Here is an 18,217-nt window from a genome sequence, read left to right on the forward strand (position 1 = left end):
GCTGGCTGTGGTTGTCGAGGCCGAGCTTGCGCATCGCATCGCTCTTCTGCCTGCTGACGGTCTTGACGCTGCGCGAGAACGACAGCGCGATCTCGCTGACCGTCTTGCCGTTCGCGAACAGCCGCACGACCTCCGCCTCCTGCCGTGACAGGCGCGCGGTCCGACCGATGCCGGTCGCCGCGTCGAGCACGCGCTGGACCGCACGGCTCACGTAGCGTCTGCCCCCGGAGGCGCAGCGGATCGCCGCGGGCAGTTCGGCCACGGCGCCCGACTGGTCGACGATCGCGTGCACGCCCAGCTCCAGCATCGCGCGCAGCAACGGCGGGTTGCGCACCTCGGTGAAGACGACGACACCGACGCCCGGAAACCGCGAGCGCAGCTGCGCGAGCATGCGCAGGCCGTCGCCGGCGCGTTCGTCGGCGCCCTGCATCGTGAAGTCGGTGACTACCACCTGGCAATCGATCCGCGTCTGCAGCATCCACAGCAGGGCGTGTACGTTCGTCGCCTCGCCGGTCACGTGGATGCCCGAGTCGGGCACCTGCAGCACCGCCCGCATCCCGGCCAGCACGATCGGGCGTTCGTCCGCGGTGTAGACCCGGATCGTTCCTGTCGACAGCGCCATTCCCTAGCCCCCTGCCCATGCGCAGCGCCATACCCCGCGCTGCATGGCGACCGTATCGGGCCCCGCAGTCTTCGGCGCATGAAGGCCGACGCATTCATCCAGCTGACTCCGTGCAAACGCCGACCGATGATCGACAACCCGATGCTTCGGTCGCGAATCGGCCCTTCAGGACGTCTCGAAAATCAGGCGGCGGCGTAGCGGGCGGCGCCGCCGATCCAGCGCGCGACGAGCCGGTCGGCGCATTGCGGATCGGTCCGCAGCAGCGCCTCGCCGAGACGATGCACGGTCGGCAGCAGATCGGCATCGCGCGCCAGGTCGGCCAGCCGGAACTCGGCCAGGCCCGTCTGCCGCGTGCCCAGCAGTTCGCCCGGCCCGCGGAGCTCGAGATCCTTTTCGGCGATGACGAAGCCGTCGCCGGTCGCGCGCATCGTGTCGAGGCGCTCGCGCGCGGTGCGCGACAGCGGCGGCTGGTAGAGCAGCACGCAGCTCGACGCGGCGCTGCCTCGCCCGACCCGGCCGCGCAACTGGTGCAACTGCGCCAGGCCCAGGCGCTCGGCGTTCTCGATCACCATCAGCGAGGCATTGGGCACGTCGACGCCGACCTCGATGACCGTGGTCGCGACGAGCAGGTCACTGTGGCCGTCCTTGAACGCGCGCATCGCGGCCTGCTTCTCCGCCGGTCGCAGGCGCCCGTGCACGAAGCCGATCCGCAGCTCGGGCAGCGCCGCCGACAGTTGCTCGAACGTCGTCTGCGCGGCCTGCGCGACGACCTCGTCGGACTCGTCGATCAACGTGCAGACCCAGTACGCCTGCCGCCCCTGCGCGCACGCGGCGCGGATGCGCTCGACCAGTTCGGCGCGGCGCCCCGCGCCGAGCACGACCGTCTGCACCGGCGTACGCCCGGGCGGCAGTTCGTCGATCGCCGAGACGTCGAGGTCGGCATAGGCCGCCATCGCCAGCGTCCGCGGGATCGGCGTCGCGGTCATCACCAGTTGGTGCGGCACGCTGCCTGCCTGCGCGCCCTTGTCGCGCAGCGCCAGGCGCTGGTGAACGCCGAAGCGATGCTGCTCGTCGACGATCGCCAGTGCCAGGTCGTGGAACGCGACCGACTGCTGCATCAGCGCGTGGGTGCCCACGGCAAGTTGCGCGACGCCGGCGCCGATGTCGGCGGCCGCCGCCGCGCGCGCACGGCCGGTGACTTTGCCGGCGAGCCAGGCCACCCGCACGCCCAGCGGCTCGAGCCAGGCCGACAGGTTGCGGAAGTGCTGCTCGGCCAGCAGTTCGGTGGGCGCCATCAGCGCGGCCTGGCGGCCCGAGTCGATCGCCGCCAGCGCGGCGAGCGCGGCGACGACGGTCTTGCCGCTGCCCACGTCGCCCTGTACCAGGCGCAGCATGGGCCGCGGCCGGGCGAGATCGCGCACGATCTCGGCGTACACGCGGCGCTGCGCGCCGGTGAGCGCGAACGGCAGGCTACCTTCGAGCGCGGCGGCCAGCGGCCCGGGTTTCAGCACCGGCGCACGGTGCGCCTGCAGCGCGATGCGCTGCCGGCGCAGGCTCAGATGGTGGGCCAGCATCTCCTCGAGCGCGAGCCGTCGCTGCGCCGGATGGCGCCCGGCGAGCAGCGCGCCCAGGTCCACGTCCGGCGGCGGGCGGTGCACGGCGAGCAGCGCCTCGCGCAGCGGCGGCAGCGCCAGGCCGTCGAGCAGCGCGGCCGGCACCAGCTCCAACGCATCGCCGTCGGGCAACCGGTCGAGCGCGTGGCCGATCATGCGGCGCAACGTGGCCGGGCCGATGCCCTCGATCGCCGGGTAGACCGGATCGAGCGCATCCTCGAGCGCCGGATCGGCGGCGTCGCCGACCACCCGGTAGCTGGGGTGCACGATCTCCAGCCCGTGCTGCCCGGGACGCGGCGTGCCGTACACGCACAGCCGGGTGCCCACCGCGAACTGCGCGACCTGCGCGGCGCGGAAATGGAAGAACCGCAGCACCAGCGACGCGCTCGAGCCGTCGCCGATCGCGACGCGCAGCATCGGCCGCCGGCGGAACGCCCGGTCCACCGCCTCGACCTCGCCCTGCACCTGGGCAGGGACACCGCCGCGCAGCGACCGGATCGGCACGATCCGCGTGCGGTCCTCGTACTGCCGGGGCAGGTGCAGCCACAGGTCGCCGACGGTGGCCAGCCCGCGCGCGGCCAGCTTCTCGGCGACCTTGGGGCCCACGCCGGGCAGCGTCGAGATCGACGCCGCGCCGGCAGCGGCGAGCGCGGGCCTGCTCATGTGCCCCGCCCGCGCGCGGTCAGGCGAGCACCATCACCGCGTCGACCTCGAAGCGCGCGCCCTTGGGCAGGGCCGGCACCTCGATCGTCGAGCGCGCGGGATACGGCGCATCGAAGTATTCGGCCATGACCGCATTGACCTGCGCGAACTCGCCCAGGTCGGTCACGTACAGGCCCACGCGCACGATGTCGGACAGGCTGCCGCCGGCCGCGTCGGCCACCGCCTTGAGGTTGTCGAACGCGCGACGCGCCTGCGCGGTGATGTCGCCGGCGACGATCTCGCCGGTCGCCGGGTCGAGCGGGATCTGCCCGGAGAAATAGACGGTGTCGCCGGCGCGGACGGCCTGCGAGTACGGGCCGATCGCGGCGGGCGCGTCCTGGGTGCTGACGGGGATGCGGGGCATGCATGAACTCCGGTAATGGCGGACGATCCGGCCATTGTAGAGCGGCGCCTGCGGCGCTGCCCCGTCGCGCAGCGGTCAGCCGCGCTACATCCGCTGCACGCCGTGCACGACCGGCAGGCGCCGGGTGCGGCGGATGACGTCGGCCAGGTGCTTGCGGTGCTTGACCTCGATCGAGAACCGGATCGCGGCGACCGTGCTGTCGCGCTCGAGATATTCCACGCCGTCGATGTTGGAGTGCGCGCGCGCGATCGCTGCGGCGACCTGCGCGAGCACGCCCGGATGGTTCTCGACCTCGATGCGCAGCGCGACGTTGTAGTCGCCCACGACCTCGCGGTCCCAGTCGATCGCGACCCAGCGCTCGGGCGACTTGCGGAACTCGGCGACGTTCGGACAGTCCAGCCGGTGCACCACGATGCCGCGCCCGGTGGTGTGGTAGCCCATGATGTCGTCGCCGGGGATCGGCAGGCAGCAGTTGGCGAACGCGATCACGCCGCGCTCGTCGCCGCGGATGCGGATCGTCTCGCCCGGGCGCGCCGCCTGGCCTCCGTCCTGCGCGCCGGCGTCGTGCTGGGCCAGCGCCAGCGCCACCTGCGCCGGCATCCAGTTGCCCAGCGCGATGTCGGCCATCAGTTCCTCGAGCCGCGGGTAGCGCGCCTCGGCGAGGTAGGCGTCGAGCCGCGCCTGCGGCAGGCGGTCGAGCGAGGTGCCCAGGCCCTCCAGCGCGCGGTCGAGCATGCGGTGGCCGAGCTGCACCGCGTCCTCGTGCTGCAATTGCTTGAGCTGGGCGCGGATCGCGGTCCGGGCCTTGCCGGTGGCGACGAACTCCAGCCACTGCGGCCGCGGGATCGAGGACTTGGCGGTGACGATCTCCACGCGCTGGCCGCTGGCCAGCTGCGTGCGCAGCGGCACCAGCTTGCCGTCGACGCGCGCGGCCACCGCCTGGTTGCCGATGTCGGTGTGCACCGAGTACGCGAAGTCGAGCGCGGTCGAGTTGCGCGGCAGCGCCATGATGTCGCCCTTGGGCGTGAACAGGTAGACCTCGTCGGGGAACAGGTCGACCTTGACGTTCTCCAGGAACTCCAGCGACGAACCGGTCGTGCGCTGCGACTCCAGCAGCCCGGCGATCCACGAGTGCGCGCGCGACTGCGCGCTGTTGGGACCGTCGCCGCCGTGCTTGTAGGCCCAGTGCGCGGCGATGCCGCGCTCGGCGATCAGGTCCATCTCCTCGGTGCGGATCTGCACCTCGATCGGCGCGCCATAGGGACCGAACAGCACCGTGTGCAGCGACTGGTAGCCGTTGGCCTTGGGGATCGCGATGAAGTCGCGGAAGCGGCCGTCGAGCGGCTTGAACACCGCGTGCGCGATACCCAGCGCGTGATAGCAGTCGGCGGCGTTGCCGACGATGATCCGGTAGCCGAAGACGTCCATGACCTGGGTGAAGGTCTTTCCCTCGCCCTGCATCTTGTTGTAGATGCTCCAAGGCGATTTCACCCGCCCCACGAGCCGGTACTGCAGCCCGGCGCTGGTCAGCCGCTGCGCCAGTTGCGCCTCGATGCTCGCCAATGCCTCGCGCCGCACCAGCGGCTGGTTGCGGATGCGCTTCTCGAGCACCATGTGCCGGATCGGATGCAGCGCGTGGAAGCCCAGGTCCTGCAGTTCGGCCTTGATCCGGTTCATGCCCAGCCGCTGGGCGATCGGCGCGTAGACCTCGAGCGTCTCGCGCGCGATGCGCTCGCGCGCCGGGCCCGGCTGCGCGCCGAGCGTGCGCATGTTGTGCAGGCGGTCGGCGAGCTTGATCAGGATCACGCGCAGGTCGCGCGCCATCGCCAGCATCATCTTGCGGAAGCTCTCGGCGTCGGCTTCCTGGCGGCTGCTGAAGTTGAGCTTGTCGAGCTTGGTCACGCCATCGACGAGTTCGGCGACCGGCTCGCCGAACTGCTCGGCCAGCTCGTCGCGCGTGAGCGGCGTGTCCTCGATCGTGTCGTGCAGGATCGCCGCGACCAGGGTCTCGACGTCGACCTTCTGCTCGGCCAGCACCCCGGCCACCGCGACCGGATGGGTGATGTAGGCCTCGCCCGACTTGCGCGTCTGCCCCGCGTGCGCCGCAGCGCCGACGGCCCAGGCCCGGCGCAGCAGCGCGCGCTGGTCGGCCGGCAGGTAAAGCGTCGCGCGCTCGAGGTCGCGGACGTAGTCGGGCAACGCGTCGTCGCCGGGAACGTCGGGCGTGGCGAGGCTGGCAGGAGGAGCGGGCGTCATCCCGGAAGCCTACGGGCAAGGTCGGCGTTTGGGAACCGCGCCGCCGGCCGGCGCGCCGGGCCCGGGCGGGCGCGAAAACGGCAGGCCCGGAAACGCGACGGCCCCGCACGAAAGGCGGGGCCGTCGGAAGACGCGGGCAGCGCCGATGCGGCGCGCCGGGAACGTCAGAGATCGTCGCCCTTGGCCATGTCCTCGTCGGCGACGACCTCGGCCGCGGCCCACTCCAGCGCCTCGCGCTCCTTGCGCTCGCGCTCGGACTTGTCGACCGCGTCGATGAACGGCTGGTCGATCCGGCGCGCGGCGATCTCGCGCAGCGCCAGGACGGTCGGCTTGTCGTCGTTCTCGCTGTTGTCGAGCTGCGCCTCGACGCCATTGGCGAGCTGGCGCGCACGCTTGGCGGCCATCATGACCAGCTCGAAGCGGTTGTCGACGACTTCCAGGCAATCTTCTACGGTGATGCGGGCCATGCGGGCTCCCGGCGACCGGCTGCGGTCGCGCGAATTCAGGAAAAAGGGCCGGCCATGGTACGGCCGCAAGGGCGTCCGCGCAAGCCGCCCCTCGAAGAATCAATCACTTGCCGGCCGACCGGCCGGCGCCGCTCAGCGTCCCGACAGCAGCCGCGCGATCAGTCCGGCGTGGCGTTCGGCCTGGCGGTCGCGGCGCAGCCGGCTGGCGCGGAAAATCGCGCACATCTCCGCGACCGCGGTCTCGAAGTCCTCGTTGACGACGACGTAGTCGAACTCGTCGTAGTGCGACATCTCCTCCTGCGCGGCGGCCAGGCGCTGCGCCATGACGGCCTCGCTGTCCTGGCCGCGCTTGCGCATGCGCTGGTCAAGCGCCTCGCGCGAGGGCGGCAGGATGAACACGCTGACCGCCTCGGGCACCAACGCGCGGACCTGCCGCGCGCCCTGCCAGTCGATCTCCAGCAGCACGTCCTTGCCCGCGGCCAGCTGCGGCTCGACCGACTGGCGAGCGGTGCCCTTCCAGTCGCCGTGCACCAGCGCGTGCTCGAAGAACTCGCCGGCCTCGATCATGCGCTGGAACGTGTCCTTGCCGACGAAGTGGTAATGCTCGGCGTGGCGTTCGCCCGGGCGCGGCGCGCGCGAAGTGAACGAGATCGACAGGGCGATGTCGGGGTCGCGCGACAGGCAGGCGTTGACGATGCTCGACTTGCCCGCGCCCGACGGCGCGGCGACGATGAACAGCGTGCCGCGCATCGGGGCGGCGGCGGTGTTGGATGCGGCTTCGCGATGCGTCACACCTGGCTCCGGCGCCCGGAAAGCCGCGCATCGTACCGCTTTACGCGCAGGCCCGTCGCGTTCCTGCGCTCGCGCATGCGGATGCCCGCTCGCGCCTGCGGCCCAGCCCCTCCTATTCGATGCAGCGTCGAAGGCGGACACGACGGTCTCCAGCTGACTACCGCAGCAATGCCGCGACTCCCTTCAGCGTGTCCTGCACCGCAGTCAACCGCCGCGAAGCTTGGGCATCCTTCTGGACGTTCGGATTCAACCCGGCGGCCAAGGCGTCGAGCTCGGAGGCCAAGCGCGGGTCTTTCGCGCTGGCCTCGACGCTGGCGTGGGCCTTGTCCAAGGCCTCGACCAATGCGGTCACCGCACTGGGGGACAGGACCTGGGTGCGCTGCAATTGATCCACGTACGCGCGCGCCACGACCGGATGAGCGGGCCAGGACACCGGGAACTGCTGCTGCGGGTTGAACGTACTGCCCTGGTCGGCGAGCGCAGCGGCCGCAATCTCGGCCTCGGTCAGGTACTCGCTGGCTTCGAGCGCAAGCACGTCCAGGCCACGCACGATCTCGGTCCCGTAGATGCGCCCGCCATACCAGTAGGCCGACCAGTAGCCGCCCACGATTAGGTGCTTGTCGTCAATCGGTCCACGATCGAAATAGGCGATCTCGAGGGGATTGGCCGAGTCGGTGAAGTCGATTACCGAAATGCCGCCCTGGTACCAAGCCTGGACGAAGATGTCGCGGCCGGGCACGGGGATGATCGAGCCATTGTGGGCGACGCAGTTCTCCCGCTCGTTCTGGGCCGCCGGCAGCTTGAAGTAGCTACGAAACTCCAGCTTTCTGCCGTCGACGATGTCGTAGATCGCGTTCGCACCCCACGTCAGCGGATCCTGCACGCGGCAACGCGGACGCCCGCCGCCGCCCCATTCGTCGGTGAACAGCACCTTGGTCCCGTCGTTGTTGAAGGTGGCCGAGTGCCAGTAGGCGAAGCCCGGGTCGCCAACGGCATCGACGCGCCTGGGGGCAAGCGGATCGCCGATGTCGAAAATGAGGCCGTTGCCCGAGCAGGCGCCGGCGGCCAGATTCCGCGACGGGAACACGGTGATGTCGTGACAATGGTCGGTACGGCTGGTGATCTGGGTGCCCTCGCCGTGGTCGCCGCCCTGCCACAGGCCGGCGATCTGCCCGATCTGGGGGTCGGCAAAGACCGTCGGGCTGTCGACGATGCGCGAGCCGGACGGGTTGGCGAGCGGGATTTCGATGACGTCGACGCGGAACAGGGCGGTGCGGTCGTCGCCCGACACCGGGCCGATGCAGCCCGCCAGCTCGCGCTCGTCCCGGATTGCAGCGGTGCCGGAGTTGTAGACGATGATCTTCTCGTCGTCGGCCGACACCACCGAATGGGTGTGCGAGCCACGACAGGTCTGGACCTGGCCCACCTGCACCGGACTCAGGGGATTGCTGATGTCGAAGATGCGCAGACCACGGAACCGGTCGGCGCTGACGTCCTCGGCGACGCCCTGGCGGCCGCAGTCCACCCGCGCGGTGGTCTGCTCCACCGACATGAGCAGCAGATCGCCGACGATGGACACATCGCCCTGCCCGCCCGGGCACACCACCGACGCGATCGGTCGCGGTACGCCGTTCTCGCCCAGGCGATAGAGGTTGAACCCGTGGTAGTTGCCGGCGGCCAGCAGATCGCCGGAAAACGCCATGTCGGTATTGGAGAAGTTGCGGAACGGCGAACGCCGGGACTTCTCGTCGTCCGGTTTCTCGTCGTCCTTGCCCTCCTCGTCGCCCGCCTTGTTTTGCCCGTCCTTCTCCGGCACGGGCGGCGGCAGGTCCGCCGGGTTGCCGGGATCGTAGAAACCGGACGGCCTGGGCAGGCTGGCGACCAAGCGCAGATTGCGGACCGCCTCCCCGCCATCCCTGAAGCCCGCGGCGAGTTTCGAACGCGGGTCCTCCGACAATTCACGCGATGCCGCGGCCATGCGGCGGATTTCGCCCTTCTGCTCGTTGGTTACGTCGGTGACGAACTCGAACAGCACCGGGTCGTGGACCGAGCCGGGCCTCTTCAGCAGCTCCTCGACCATCTTCAAGGCGCCTTCGTGATGGGCGATCATCCGCTCCAGGAACAGCCGATCGAAGTCCGGGCCGCTGGCGGCCGCCAGTTCGGCCATCTGCTCGGGCGTCGCCATCCCCGCCATCGTGCTGGAGTCGTGGCCGTGGTGCATGGCGTGCGTGTCGGCGGCCGGATCAGGCGCCGTCTGGCCGCGTTCGCGCAACCAGGTCTGCATGAAAGCGATCTCGTCGGCCTGCGACGCATCGATCCGCCCGGCCACGTCGATCAGCGTCTTGCGGTTGGTGCGGTCCCGCACCAAGGCGACCATCTGCACGGCCTGGTGATGGTGCAGGATCATGTGTTGCATGAACCGCACGTCGTCCGGCGAGTAACGGTTGTCAGCGATTTTCGCCGCCTCCTCCGCCGTGAGCGGACGGGTCGCCTGACCTGGAGCCCCGGGCTGGAGGATGGGCGCGTCCTGGGCCATCGCGCCCCCGGCGGCCACGGTCATGCCGAGGATGGCGCCGCCGAGGATCAGGCAAACGGATGAGCTTGCGGTGTTGGTTGACAAGAGCGCCCCCGATATTCGATTCCTAGCCGAGCGTGATGCCCGCTCATTCGACAGACGGCGACGCCGTAGCTCAGCAAACGAGCAGACCGGCGACCCGATCCTCTATTTGAAGCTTCCCCCGCGCTAGACAGCGCGTTGCGCGGTCCAACGTACCGCTGTCCTCACCGAGTGGGTTCATTCTCGAGTATGAGCAGATTGTTGCTCGACCGGTTCGCCGACCGCACGACGAGGCGACTTGTACTCGAGGTGGGCCGGAACCCTTGAACCACAATTGTTACCTTGTAACACATTTGCTCACGGTGGAGGCGCGCTGGACACCTGCGCGCCCCGATGTCCGGGGTCTTTCCCTGTCCCGCCGGAGCAAGAAGCCGATGTCGCCCGACACCGGCTTACTTCGCGAGGAGGACTACGGGGCGCCAGCGGCGCGCCGCTCCGACCATCAAGGCGTAGCCGCCTCATTACCGCCCGAGGCCGGCGTGGCTCCCCTTGGCTGACTGCGATAGCGTTCCATCCAGCCAAGCGTGCCAAGCACCTGGTTGAGCGTCTCGGTCGGACGTGCACCGATGCCATGCGAGGCGCCCGGAATGCGCAACATCGCGGTGTCCACCCGGCGCAGCTTCAGTGCCTGGTAGAACTGTTCGGTTTGCGGAATGGGCGTACGCAGATCGTCCTCACCGGTGATCAGCATCGTCGGTGTCGTCACGTTGCCGACGTAAGCCAGCGGCGACCGCTTCCAGTAGTGATCGAACGCCTCCCACGGCGGCCCCGGGAACCAGTACTGGGTGAAGTACGGGTACATGTCGGCAGTCAGCACGAAGCTGGTCCAGTCGATCACCGGCTTGGCCACGACCGCGGCCTTGAAGCGGTCGGTGTGGCCGACGATCCACGCGGTCAGCGTGCCGCCACCGGAGCCACCGGTAACGTAGAGCTGGTCCGGATCGGCGACGCCTTGGGCGATCGCCGTGTCCACCGCGCTCATCAGGTCGTCATAGTCCCGGCCGGGATAGTTGTGGTGGATGTGGTCGGCGAAGGCCTGGCCGTAGCCGGTGCTGCCCCGCGGATTGACGTACAACACCGCGTAGCCGGCGCTGGCGTAGAGCTGGGTCTCGGCAGCGAAGCTCGGACCGTAGGCGGCGAACGGCCCGCCGTGGATCTCAAGCAGCAGGGGATAGCGCTGGCCCTCGCGGTACTGCGGCGGCTTCACCAGCCAGGCCTGCACGTCGAGACCATCGGCGGAGGACTTGAACCAGAAGTCCTCGACCTGTCCGAGTTGCTTGTAGTCGAGGACGTCGCCGTTGAGGTCGGTCAGCACGCGCGGCCTGCCGCCACGCTGCACCACCGCCAGATCGGCCGGTCGGTCGACCGAACTGCGGGTATAGACGACGCGGTCGCCGGCCACCGACAACGCGCCCCCGGTGTAGGGACGGCCGATCGACGTGCCGCCGAAGTCGTCGGTCAACGTCTGCATCCGGCCGCCGCCTGCATCGATCCAGGCGATGTGGCCGCGCCCCTCGCGCTCGTAGCTGAAGTACAGCCCCCGGCCATTGCGGTCCCACTGCGGATCGGCTACCGGGTAATCGAAATCCGCGGTCAGCGCGCGGGAACGCCCGCTCTGCAGGTCGAGCAAGTACAGGTGGGTCACCTGGTGCCCCTTGCGTTCGTCGTCATAGCCGACATAGGCCAACTGCCGCCCGTCCGGAGAAAGCACGGGCTGTTCGTCCGGACCGCGCCTGTCGGTCAACGCGGCGACGGCGCCGCTGGCCAGATCCAGCCGATAGATCTCGCTCTCGCGCGGCTGGTACTCCCACTCCGGTGACTGGTTGGATACCACGTACAGCGAGCGCCCGTCCCGATCCCACACGGGCGAACGGTGGCTGAAGTCGCCGCGGCTGACCTGGCGCGGCGTGCCGCCGTCGGCCGGAATCACGAAGACGTGGCGATAGCCTGGACGGGTGTAGCCGGCGCCATCGGCCCGGTAGCCGACACGATCGATGTACTTGGCCTGCGGCGCCCACTCCGCGCCTTCCGGCTTCGACGGCAGTTTGATCTGGGGCTCGGTGTCCGCTTCCACCGCCATGGTGAACGCGATGCGGCGGCCATCCGGGGACCAGGACAGATCGGACGGCGGTTGGGGCAACCAGCCCAGCGCCACCTGGCGACCGCCATCCTTCCAGCGCACCATGATCTGTGCGCGCTCACCGTTTCGTGCGATCCACGCCACCCGGCTTCCGTCCGGCGACCATGTGGCATTGCTGCCCGCCGCGTCCTCACCCAGCGGCACCTGCCGGCCGCTGTCCACATCCAGCAGCCACAGCCGGCTGAGCCGGCGGTCCCTCAGGATGTCGTAGCCCTGTCGCTGGTAGATGACCTGCCGACCGTCCGGCGACAAGGCCGGGGCGTCGGCCCATTCCAGGTCGAACAGATCGCGCGGCTGCAGGTAGCGCGGATCCTCGTGCAACCCCGTCGCCGCGCACACCAGCGGCAACCACGACACCACCACCACCAGCAGGCGACTCACCCCTTTGGCCATCGTCTTCCCCCTCCCGTTGAGTTTTATCTTGGCATCGCCGCGTCGGTCGCGTGCTAGGCCGTGCTTGTCGCCGCATCCCCGCCCCGCCCAGTAGGCAAGCGCGCCCGCACTCGCGCCATCTCAGTCCCCTTCCGGGTGCGGATCGCGCCGCTATCACCAACCCGGCGGCGAGGTCCACATTGGATCGTCGTTGGAGTTGGCAATTCGCGGCAGCCGGCAGGCGCCTTGATCGCACTTGCCCTGTGACGTCCGTCGCTGAGCACATCTTTGAAGCAGTGGCGGCAGGCACTGGACGATCTGGCGGCCCCGGATCGACCCGCACATCATCGTGATGCCAGGGGCGTCATTTGAGGCCACGGTTGCGCAGCAGCGCATCGGCATTGGGCAGACGTCCGCGAAAGCCGATGTAGCTCTCGGACGGGTCGCGCGTATTGCCGCGCTCGTACACTTCGCGGCGCAGCTTGCCTGCCAGCTCCGGGTCGAACACGTCGCCCGCTTCCTTGAACGCATCGAAGCCATCGGCGTCCATCGCTTCGGCCCACGTGTAGGCGTAGTAACTGGCCGAATAGCCACCATCGAAGATGTGGCTGAAGTGCGGCAGACGATGGCGCATGCCGATTTCGTCCGGGACGCCAAGCTCGCGCAGTTGCGCCGCTTCCCAATCCCGCGCATTGAAGCCTGCCGGCAGTTCGGTCAACGTGTGCAGGCGCATGTCGAGGATCGCGGACGAGAGCTGCTGGACGGTGAGGAAGCCCTGGTTGAACGTTTGCGCGTCGAGCAGCGCCTGCAGCATCGGTTCGGGCATTGGCTCGCCAGCGGCATTGCGTGCGTGCGCACGCAGGATCGAGGGCTCGGTGATCCAGTGTTCGTAGACCTGCGAGGGGAATTCAACGAAGTCGCGCGGGACTGCGGTGCCCGACAGGCTCGGGTAATGCGCCTTGGACAGCAGCCCGTGCAGCCCGTGCCCGAACTCGTGGAACAGGGTCCGCGCCTCGTCGATCGAGATCAGCGCAGGCTGCCCTTCCGCCGGCGGCGGAATGTTCTGGTTGTTGACCACGATCGGGCTGTCGCCGAGCAGGCCGTTGGGAACGCGGATACTGTTCATCCATGCACCGGGACGCTTGGTGGGGCGCGCGAACCAGTCGGCATAGAACAAGCCGAGCTTGCTGCCGTCTGCCTCGCGAATCTCGAACACGCGCACGCCGTCGGCGTAGACCGGGATGTCCTTGCGCTCGTGCGCGGTGAGTCCGAACAATTTCTGCGTGGTCTCGAACAGCGCATCGACCATGCCCTCCAGCGGCATGTACTGCTTGACCTCGGCTTCGTCGAGCGAGAAGCGCTCGCGGCGGACCTGCTCGGCGTAGTAGCGCCAATCCCAGGGCTCGACGTCCGTGATGCCGTCCTTCGCGGCGAGCGCCTCGATGTCCCGCAGCTCCTCCTTCGAACGCGCCAGCGCGGGCTGGTAGACCGCCATCAACAGTTCCATGGCGGCGTCGGTGGTCTTTGCCATCGAGTCTTCCAGGACGAAGTCCGCGTGACTCCTGGCGCCCATCAGCTTCGCGCGTTCGGCGCGCAGCTCGACGAGCCTGGCGATGACCGCACTGGTGTTGTTGGCGTTGTCGTTGTCGCCACGGAGCGTGAAGGCCCGCCAGATTTTCTCCCTGGCCCCCCGATCAGGCGCCGAGGTCAGGAACGGCTCTGCAGCCGAGCGCGTCGCAGGGAACAGGTAATGCCCAGGCTGGCCCGCGGCCTCTGCCGCAGCCGCCGCAGCGCCGGCCTGGTCGCCTGGGAGCCCGTCGACTTCGGCCGCGGTCAACAGCACGTCGTTGGCCTTCTGGTCGGCCAGCAACTTTTGACCGAACTCGACGCCAAGGTTGGCGAGTTCTTCGTTGATCGCCGCGACGCGCTCGCGCGCAGCAGGAGAGAGCGCCGCGCCCGCGCGTACGAACCGCTTGCGGGTCTCCTCCAACAGGCGGGTCTGTTCGGGGTTCAGCCCGAGCTCCGCGCGCTTCCTGTACAGCGTATCGACGCGCCGGAACAGCGCTTGATCGAGCAGTGTTTCGTTGGACAGCCGCGCCAGTTTCGGCGCAACGTTCTTCTGGATCGCCTGGTTGGCCGGAGTCGCGTCCGCAGAGGCCACGGTGAAGAATGTGCTCGACACCCTGGCCAGCTGCCGACCCGAACGCTCCATGGCTTCGATGGTGTTCTCGAATGTCGGCTCGGACGGATCGTTGGCGATCTGGACGCTCTGTGCCCGGGCTTCCGCGATCGCCCGGTCGAACGCCGGCTCGTAGTGCTCGGGCCGGATGCGATCGTATGGCGGCACGCCCTCGGGCGTCTCCCAGGCGGCCAGTAGCGGATTGGCGGTCTGTTCGACCCGTGCCTCGACGGGCTGCGCTGCGATCGGCTGGCTGCCTGCCAGGAACGCCGCCGCGATCGCGGTGGACAGAAGACACGTACGAAGAACCATGGTGTTGCTCCGGAACTGGGGGCGTGGCTGGAATCGGTCTTGGAACCGTGGACCGGCCGAGGAAACGTTACTGTATAACGCAAAGCCCGTGTGAACCCATGTCGATGGTCATGCGTTTCGCGACCGCTGGAGCGAAAGGACAAGAGTTGGGTGCGCCAGCACATCGAAGATCGTGGCCGGCCGGGCGTCGCCGCTGTGCGCGTCGTTGTAGACCTTTGGGCCGCCGCAGACATCGAGCGTCGCCCGGTCCGGCCGTCCGGTGTACAGCGGCTCCTTGCGTCGCGACATCGTGTTGTGCAGATGGATCTGCAAGCTCACGTCAGGTTCTCCCGCGGCTGTGGCAGGGCATGGCGCAGGATGTGAAACGCCCCCTCGATCGTGCGTCGATCCACCTCGTGGGTGATGAACACCAGACGCGAGCGGCGATCCCCGTCGGGCCAGGCCGGCAGTCGCAGGGGCGGATGGAACACGTGCTGGACGCCGTGGACGACCAGCGGCCGCTCGTGGCCTTCGACGTTCAGGATGCCTTTGACCCGCAGGATGTCGCGACCGGCCAGGCCCATCAGCACTTCCAGCCAGAGGGTCAGAAGCGCCTCCGGGATAGGGTCGTCGATCGCGAAGCAGAACGCGCGGATGTGTTCATCGTGGCGGTTGACGTCGCCATGTGGTTGGACGGACTCGGTCAAGGGCGTCATCCCCAGCTGGAACAGGACCGGCGGCTGGAGATAGGCTTCCTCCTGCAGCCACCGCGCCACATCCGGCGCTTTGTCCTCGATCGAGAACAGTCCCAGGTCGAGCAGCTTCTCCGCCGCGATTTCTCCATGGGTCACCTCCCAGCGCGGCGCCGCGGGATTGACGGCCGCCAGCCGACGCGACAACGCGTCACGCTGCGCATCGGTCGCCAGATCCGCTTTGGTCAGCAACAGCACATCGGCCATGGCCGCCTGCTTCGCCGCCTCACCGTGCCTGGCCAGACTCGACTGTCCCGTCGTCAGGTCGAGCGTCGCCACGATGCCATCGAGCCGGTAATGCGGCGCAACCTGCGGATGGGTCATCAGCGTATGCACGATCGGCACCGGGTCCGCCAGACCCGTGGTCTCGATCAGCACCCGGCGGAACTGCCGCCGACCGTCGCGCGCGAAGCGCCAGATGACCTCACGCAGCGTCTTGACCAGATCCCCGCGCACCGTGCAGCAGACGCAGCCGCTCCCCATTTCCACGACGAGCTGCTCGGTACTGTGCGCGACCAGCAAGTGGTCCAGCGCCATTTCGCCGAACTCGTTGATGATGACCAGCGCGTCGGCCAACGCCGGCTGGCGCACCAGATGGTTGAGCAGGGTGGTCTTGCCGCTGCCCAGAAATCCGGTCAACAGCGTGACGGGAATCCGCTCCTCGGAGGAGCCGGCGCTCATCCGAGGCCTCCCCCGCCGGCCCAGGCGACCGCATCGTGCGGATGCAGGCTCTCCAGATGGCGGACATGGACGCGCAGATTCGCCGAGGTCTCGTGCAACGCCTCGTGGATACGCCTGGCCGCATCCTCGACGAACATCAGGTTCTGGCCATTGAGGGCCGCAAATGCCTGCTCGTCGGCGCGCTTGACCGCGGTCTGGACCGGTGTTCCCACGGCCTGCTCGACGCGGCCGATCAAGTCGAGCAATCCCAGAGTCGAGACGTCCGGCGCAACGTCTATCCCGACCTGCGCCTGGCTGCGCTGACTGTGCGGCGTGGCCAACGTCGCGTGGCGGCGCAGCCATGCCGCCACCGCGGCGGGCTCCACGGAGCCCGGCCCGGGGAACGCGGACAGGAATCCCCGCTCCACGAGCTGCCGGGACAGGGCGGCCGAGCATGGACAGGTCGAGGAGTAGCCGACCGTGACCAACGCTCGCAGCGTCAATACCTCGCCAATCAGCGCGGCATGGATCGTGACCGGATAGGCTTTCCAGCCCGCCAGTCCTTCGGACACGAGGGCTGGACGACGCACGAGCAGATCGAACGAGAGCCGCAGCCGGGCGTTTCGGCTGTTGCAGTCTCCATGGCTCGCGATCATGGCCTGCAGCAGCTGCCGCAGGCCCTCCGGAGACAGCGCGGCATCCTCGCCCAGTCCATCGTCCAACAGGCGGTACAGCCTCGACATGTGGATGCCCTTGACGTGTGTCGCCGGCAGATCGACCTGCGCATCGGCTCGCGCATGCAGCACGCGCCGATAGCCTGGCTCTGCCAGCAGGACGGGCAGGTCGATGCCCTGCATGCCCACCCACTCCAGCGGACTCGCGCCGGATGCGGCTTCGGTCAACGAGACATCGGGGAGAGGCAGATTCATGGACGCGCTCGGGATCGGAGAGAAGAAGGAACAACGCCCCCGCTCGCAGCGGGAGCAGAGGGATACCTGGCGCTCAGGGCCATTCGGGGAAGGGGTTGGGCCAACTCGCCCATACCGTCGGGCCAAGGGCCATCTCGTCGTCGGTGAGCAGGCAGGCGTCGAGATCCGCGCGCAGGGCGGCTTCATCCATGTCCATCCCGATCAGCACGATCTCCTGGCGTGCGTCGCCGACACCGTCGAGCCAGTGCTTGCGAACCAGCTCGACCGATTCGGGATCGCGCGGCCAGCGCTCGATCGGCACGGCCACCCACCAGTAACCCACCGGGTTGTGACGGGAGATCGCGCCCGCCTGCGACCAGGATCCGACCAGCGTCGGATGACTCGCCAACCAGAAGTGCCCCTTGGATCGCACCACGCCCGGCCAGCGGCTGTTGGCGAGCGCCGCGAATCTCTGGGGATGGAACGGCCTTCTCGCGCGGTAGACGAAACTGCGGATGCCGTACTCCTCGGTTTCCGGCGTGTGCTCACCGCGTAACGCCTTGAGCCAGCCGGGCGCTCTCGACGCTTCCTCGAAATCGAACAGGCGCGTTTCGAGCACTCGGTCCAGTGGCACCCGCCCGAACTCGGCGACCTCGATCCTCGCGCGCGGATTGAGGCGTCGCAGGATCCCCATCAGCTGCTCGCGCTCGTCGTCGCTGATCAGATCGACCTTGTTGAGTACGATCACGTCGCAGAATTCGACCTGGTCGATCAACAGGTCGACAACCGTGCGCGGGTCCTGGGGGCCCAGCGATTCACCACGTGATTGCAAGCTGTCCCGTGAACCGTAGTCACGCAGGAAGTTGAAGGCATCGACCACGGTGACCATCGTGTCCAAGTGCGCCACCTCGTTGAGGCTGCGCCCGTCTTCGCCTGCGAACGTGAAGGTTTCTGCCACCGGGAGGGGCTCGGAGATCCCGGTGGACTCGATGACGAGCTGGTCGAAGCGTCCTTCCTTCGCCAGCCGGTCGACTTCGACCAGCAGATCCTCCCGCAACGTGCAGCAGATGCACCCGTTGCTCATCTCGACCAGCTTCTCATCGGTGCGCGACAGTTCTGCACCGCCTTCGCGCACCAGCGCGGCGTCGATATTGACCTCCGACATGTCGTTGACGATGACCGCCACGCGCCGGCCTTCGCGGTTGTTGAGAATGTGGTTGAGCAAGGTCGTCTTGCCTGCACCGAGGAAACCTGACAGGACGGTGACAGGAAGCATTCTTTGCTGTGGGTTGGCGTCTGCTTTCATGGTTCGGCTGTGGACTTTCATGGCGGGAATGGAGCGAGAATTTCTCGGTTAATTGCTCGATAGCGCCATGGGCTCGCCCTGTCAGTGCCTACATCGCGCCGCGTCTTTTAGTTATGTTATAACGTAACATATCACAGCAAGCTGACTGTGCGACCGCTCCCCTTCACAAAGGGACT

Annotated in this window: 13 protein-coding genes; all 13 read right to left on the bottom strand. The window is 68.4% G+C overall.

Annotated elements, in window-relative coordinates:
• On the bottom strand, positions 1–622 hold a 622-nt coding region (locus tag WQ56_RS01685; RefSeq protein ID WP_047135357.1), incomplete at its 3' end, for a response regulator.
• Between the two features lie 182 nt (positions 623–804).
• Entirely contained in the window at positions 805–2,898 is a 2,094-nt protein-coding gene (gene recG / locus WQ56_RS01690) for an ATP-dependent DNA helicase RecG (protein ID WP_047135358.1), read from the bottom strand.
• Positions 2,899–2,917: 19 nt separating this feature from the next.
• Positions 2,918–3,301 carry a RidA family protein gene (locus WQ56_RS01695; protein WP_047135359.1) on the bottom strand — a complete coding sequence of 128 codons (384 nt, stop codon included), beginning with the start codon at positions 3,299–3,301 and terminating at the stop codon, positions 2,918–2,920.
• An 84-nt stretch (positions 3,302–3,385) separates the two neighbouring features.
• Positions 3,386–5,557 carry a bifunctional (p)ppGpp synthetase/guanosine-3',5'-bis(diphosphate) 3'-pyrophosphohydrolase gene (locus tag WQ56_RS01700; RefSeq protein WP_047135360.1) on the bottom strand — a complete coding sequence of 724 codons (2,172 nt, stop codon included), beginning with the start codon at positions 5,555–5,557 and terminating at the stop codon, positions 3,386–3,388.
• Positions 5,558–5,721: 164 nt separating this feature from the next.
• Positions 5,722–6,024 carry a DNA-directed RNA polymerase subunit omega gene (gene rpoZ / locus WQ56_RS01705; protein ID WP_047135361.1) on the bottom strand — a complete coding sequence of 101 codons (303 nt, stop codon included), beginning with the start codon at positions 6,022–6,024 and terminating at the stop codon, positions 5,722–5,724.
• 132 nt (positions 6,025–6,156) lie between these two features.
• Entirely contained in the window at positions 6,157–6,774 is a 618-nt protein-coding gene (gene gmk / locus WQ56_RS01710) for a guanylate kinase (RefSeq protein WP_047135362.1), read from the bottom strand.
• A gap of 199 nt (positions 6,775–6,973) precedes the next feature.
• Positions 6,974–9,436: a DUF305 domain-containing protein gene (locus WQ56_RS01715; protein WP_197076403.1), complete on the bottom strand. Its 2,463-nt coding sequence runs from the start codon at positions 9,434–9,436 to the stop codon at positions 6,974–6,976.
• 439 nt (positions 9,437–9,875) lie between these two features.
• Positions 9,876–11,966: a S9 family peptidase gene (locus tag WQ56_RS01720; RefSeq protein WP_156170192.1), complete on the bottom strand. Its 2,091-nt coding sequence runs from the start codon at positions 11,964–11,966 to the stop codon at positions 9,876–9,878.
• 343 nt (positions 11,967–12,309) lie between these two features.
• A complete protein-coding gene (locus WQ56_RS01725) occupies positions 12,310–14,436 on the bottom strand; it encodes a M3 family metallopeptidase (RefSeq protein WP_082132124.1) in 2,127 nt (708 codons plus the stop codon).
• A gap of 108 nt (positions 14,437–14,544) precedes the next feature.
• Positions 14,545–14,754, bottom strand: coding sequence for a hypothetical protein (locus tag WQ56_RS01730; RefSeq protein ID WP_156170194.1), 210 nt, complete (start codon positions 14,752–14,754; stop codon positions 14,545–14,547).
• The gene (locus tag WQ56_RS01735) at positions 14,751–15,848 is read right to left on the bottom strand and encodes a GTP-binding protein (protein ID WP_047135365.1); all 1,098 of its coding nucleotides are present in this window, start codon (positions 15,846–15,848) and stop codon (positions 14,751–14,753) included. Before WQ56_RS01735 ends, WQ56_RS01730 begins: the two co-directional genes overlap by 4 nt.
• On the bottom strand, positions 15,845–16,756 hold the full coding sequence (gene folE2 / locus WQ56_RS01740) for a GTP cyclohydrolase FolE2 (RefSeq protein WP_047135366.1): 912 nt from the start codon (positions 16,754–16,756) through the stop codon (positions 15,845–15,847). The genes WQ56_RS01735 and folE2 overlap by 4 nt, the downstream gene beginning before the upstream one ends.
• A 73-nt stretch (positions 16,757–16,829) precedes the next feature.
• A complete protein-coding gene (gene zigA / locus WQ56_RS01745) occupies positions 16,830–18,041 on the bottom strand; it encodes a zinc metallochaperone GTPase ZigA (protein WP_047135367.1) in 1,212 nt (403 codons plus the stop codon).
• Positions 18,042–18,217 lie beyond the last annotated feature (176 nt).

Origin of the sequence: Luteimonas sp. FCS-9 (assembly GCF_001014645.1) — a bacterium.
GTDB lineage: Bacteria > Pseudomonadota > Gammaproteobacteria > Xanthomonadales > Xanthomonadaceae > Luteimonas.

Coding starts and splice junctions, on each gene's coding strand:
- rpoZ (WP_047135361.1), bottom strand. CDS start 6,024: ATGGCCCGCATCACCGTAGAAGATTGCCTGGAAGTCGTCGACAACCGC.
- WQ56_RS01700 (WP_047135360.1), bottom strand. CDS start 5,557: ATGACGCCCGCTCCTCCTGCCAGCCTCGCCACGCCCGACGTTCCCGGC.
- WQ56_RS01735 (WP_047135365.1), bottom strand. CDS start 15,848: ATGAGCGCCGGCTCCTCCGAGGAGCGGATTCCCGTCACGCTGTTGACC.
- WQ56_RS01720 (WP_156170192.1), bottom strand. CDS start 11,966: ATGGCCAAAGGGGTGAGTCGCCTGCTGGTGGTGGTGGTGTCGTGGTTG.
- recG (WP_047135358.1), bottom strand. CDS start 2,898: ATGAGCAGGCCCGCGCTCGCCGCTGCCGGCGCGGCGTCGATCTCGACG.
- WQ56_RS01695 (WP_047135359.1), bottom strand. CDS start 3,301: ATGCCCCGCATCCCCGTCAGCACCCAGGACGCGCCCGCCGCGATCGGC.
- zigA (WP_047135367.1), bottom strand. CDS start 18,041: ATGAAAGCAGACGCCAACCCACAGCAAAGAATGCTTCCTGTCACCGTC.
- gmk (WP_047135362.1), bottom strand. CDS start 6,774: ATGCGCGGCACGCTGTTCATCGTCGCCGCGCCGTCGGGCGCGGGCAAG.
- WQ56_RS01725 (WP_082132124.1), bottom strand. CDS start 14,436: ATGGTTCTTCGTACGTGTCTTCTGTCCACCGCGATCGCGGCGGCGTTC.
- folE2 (WP_047135366.1), bottom strand. CDS start 16,756: ATGAATCTGCCTCTCCCCGATGTCTCGTTGACCGAAGCCGCATCCGGC.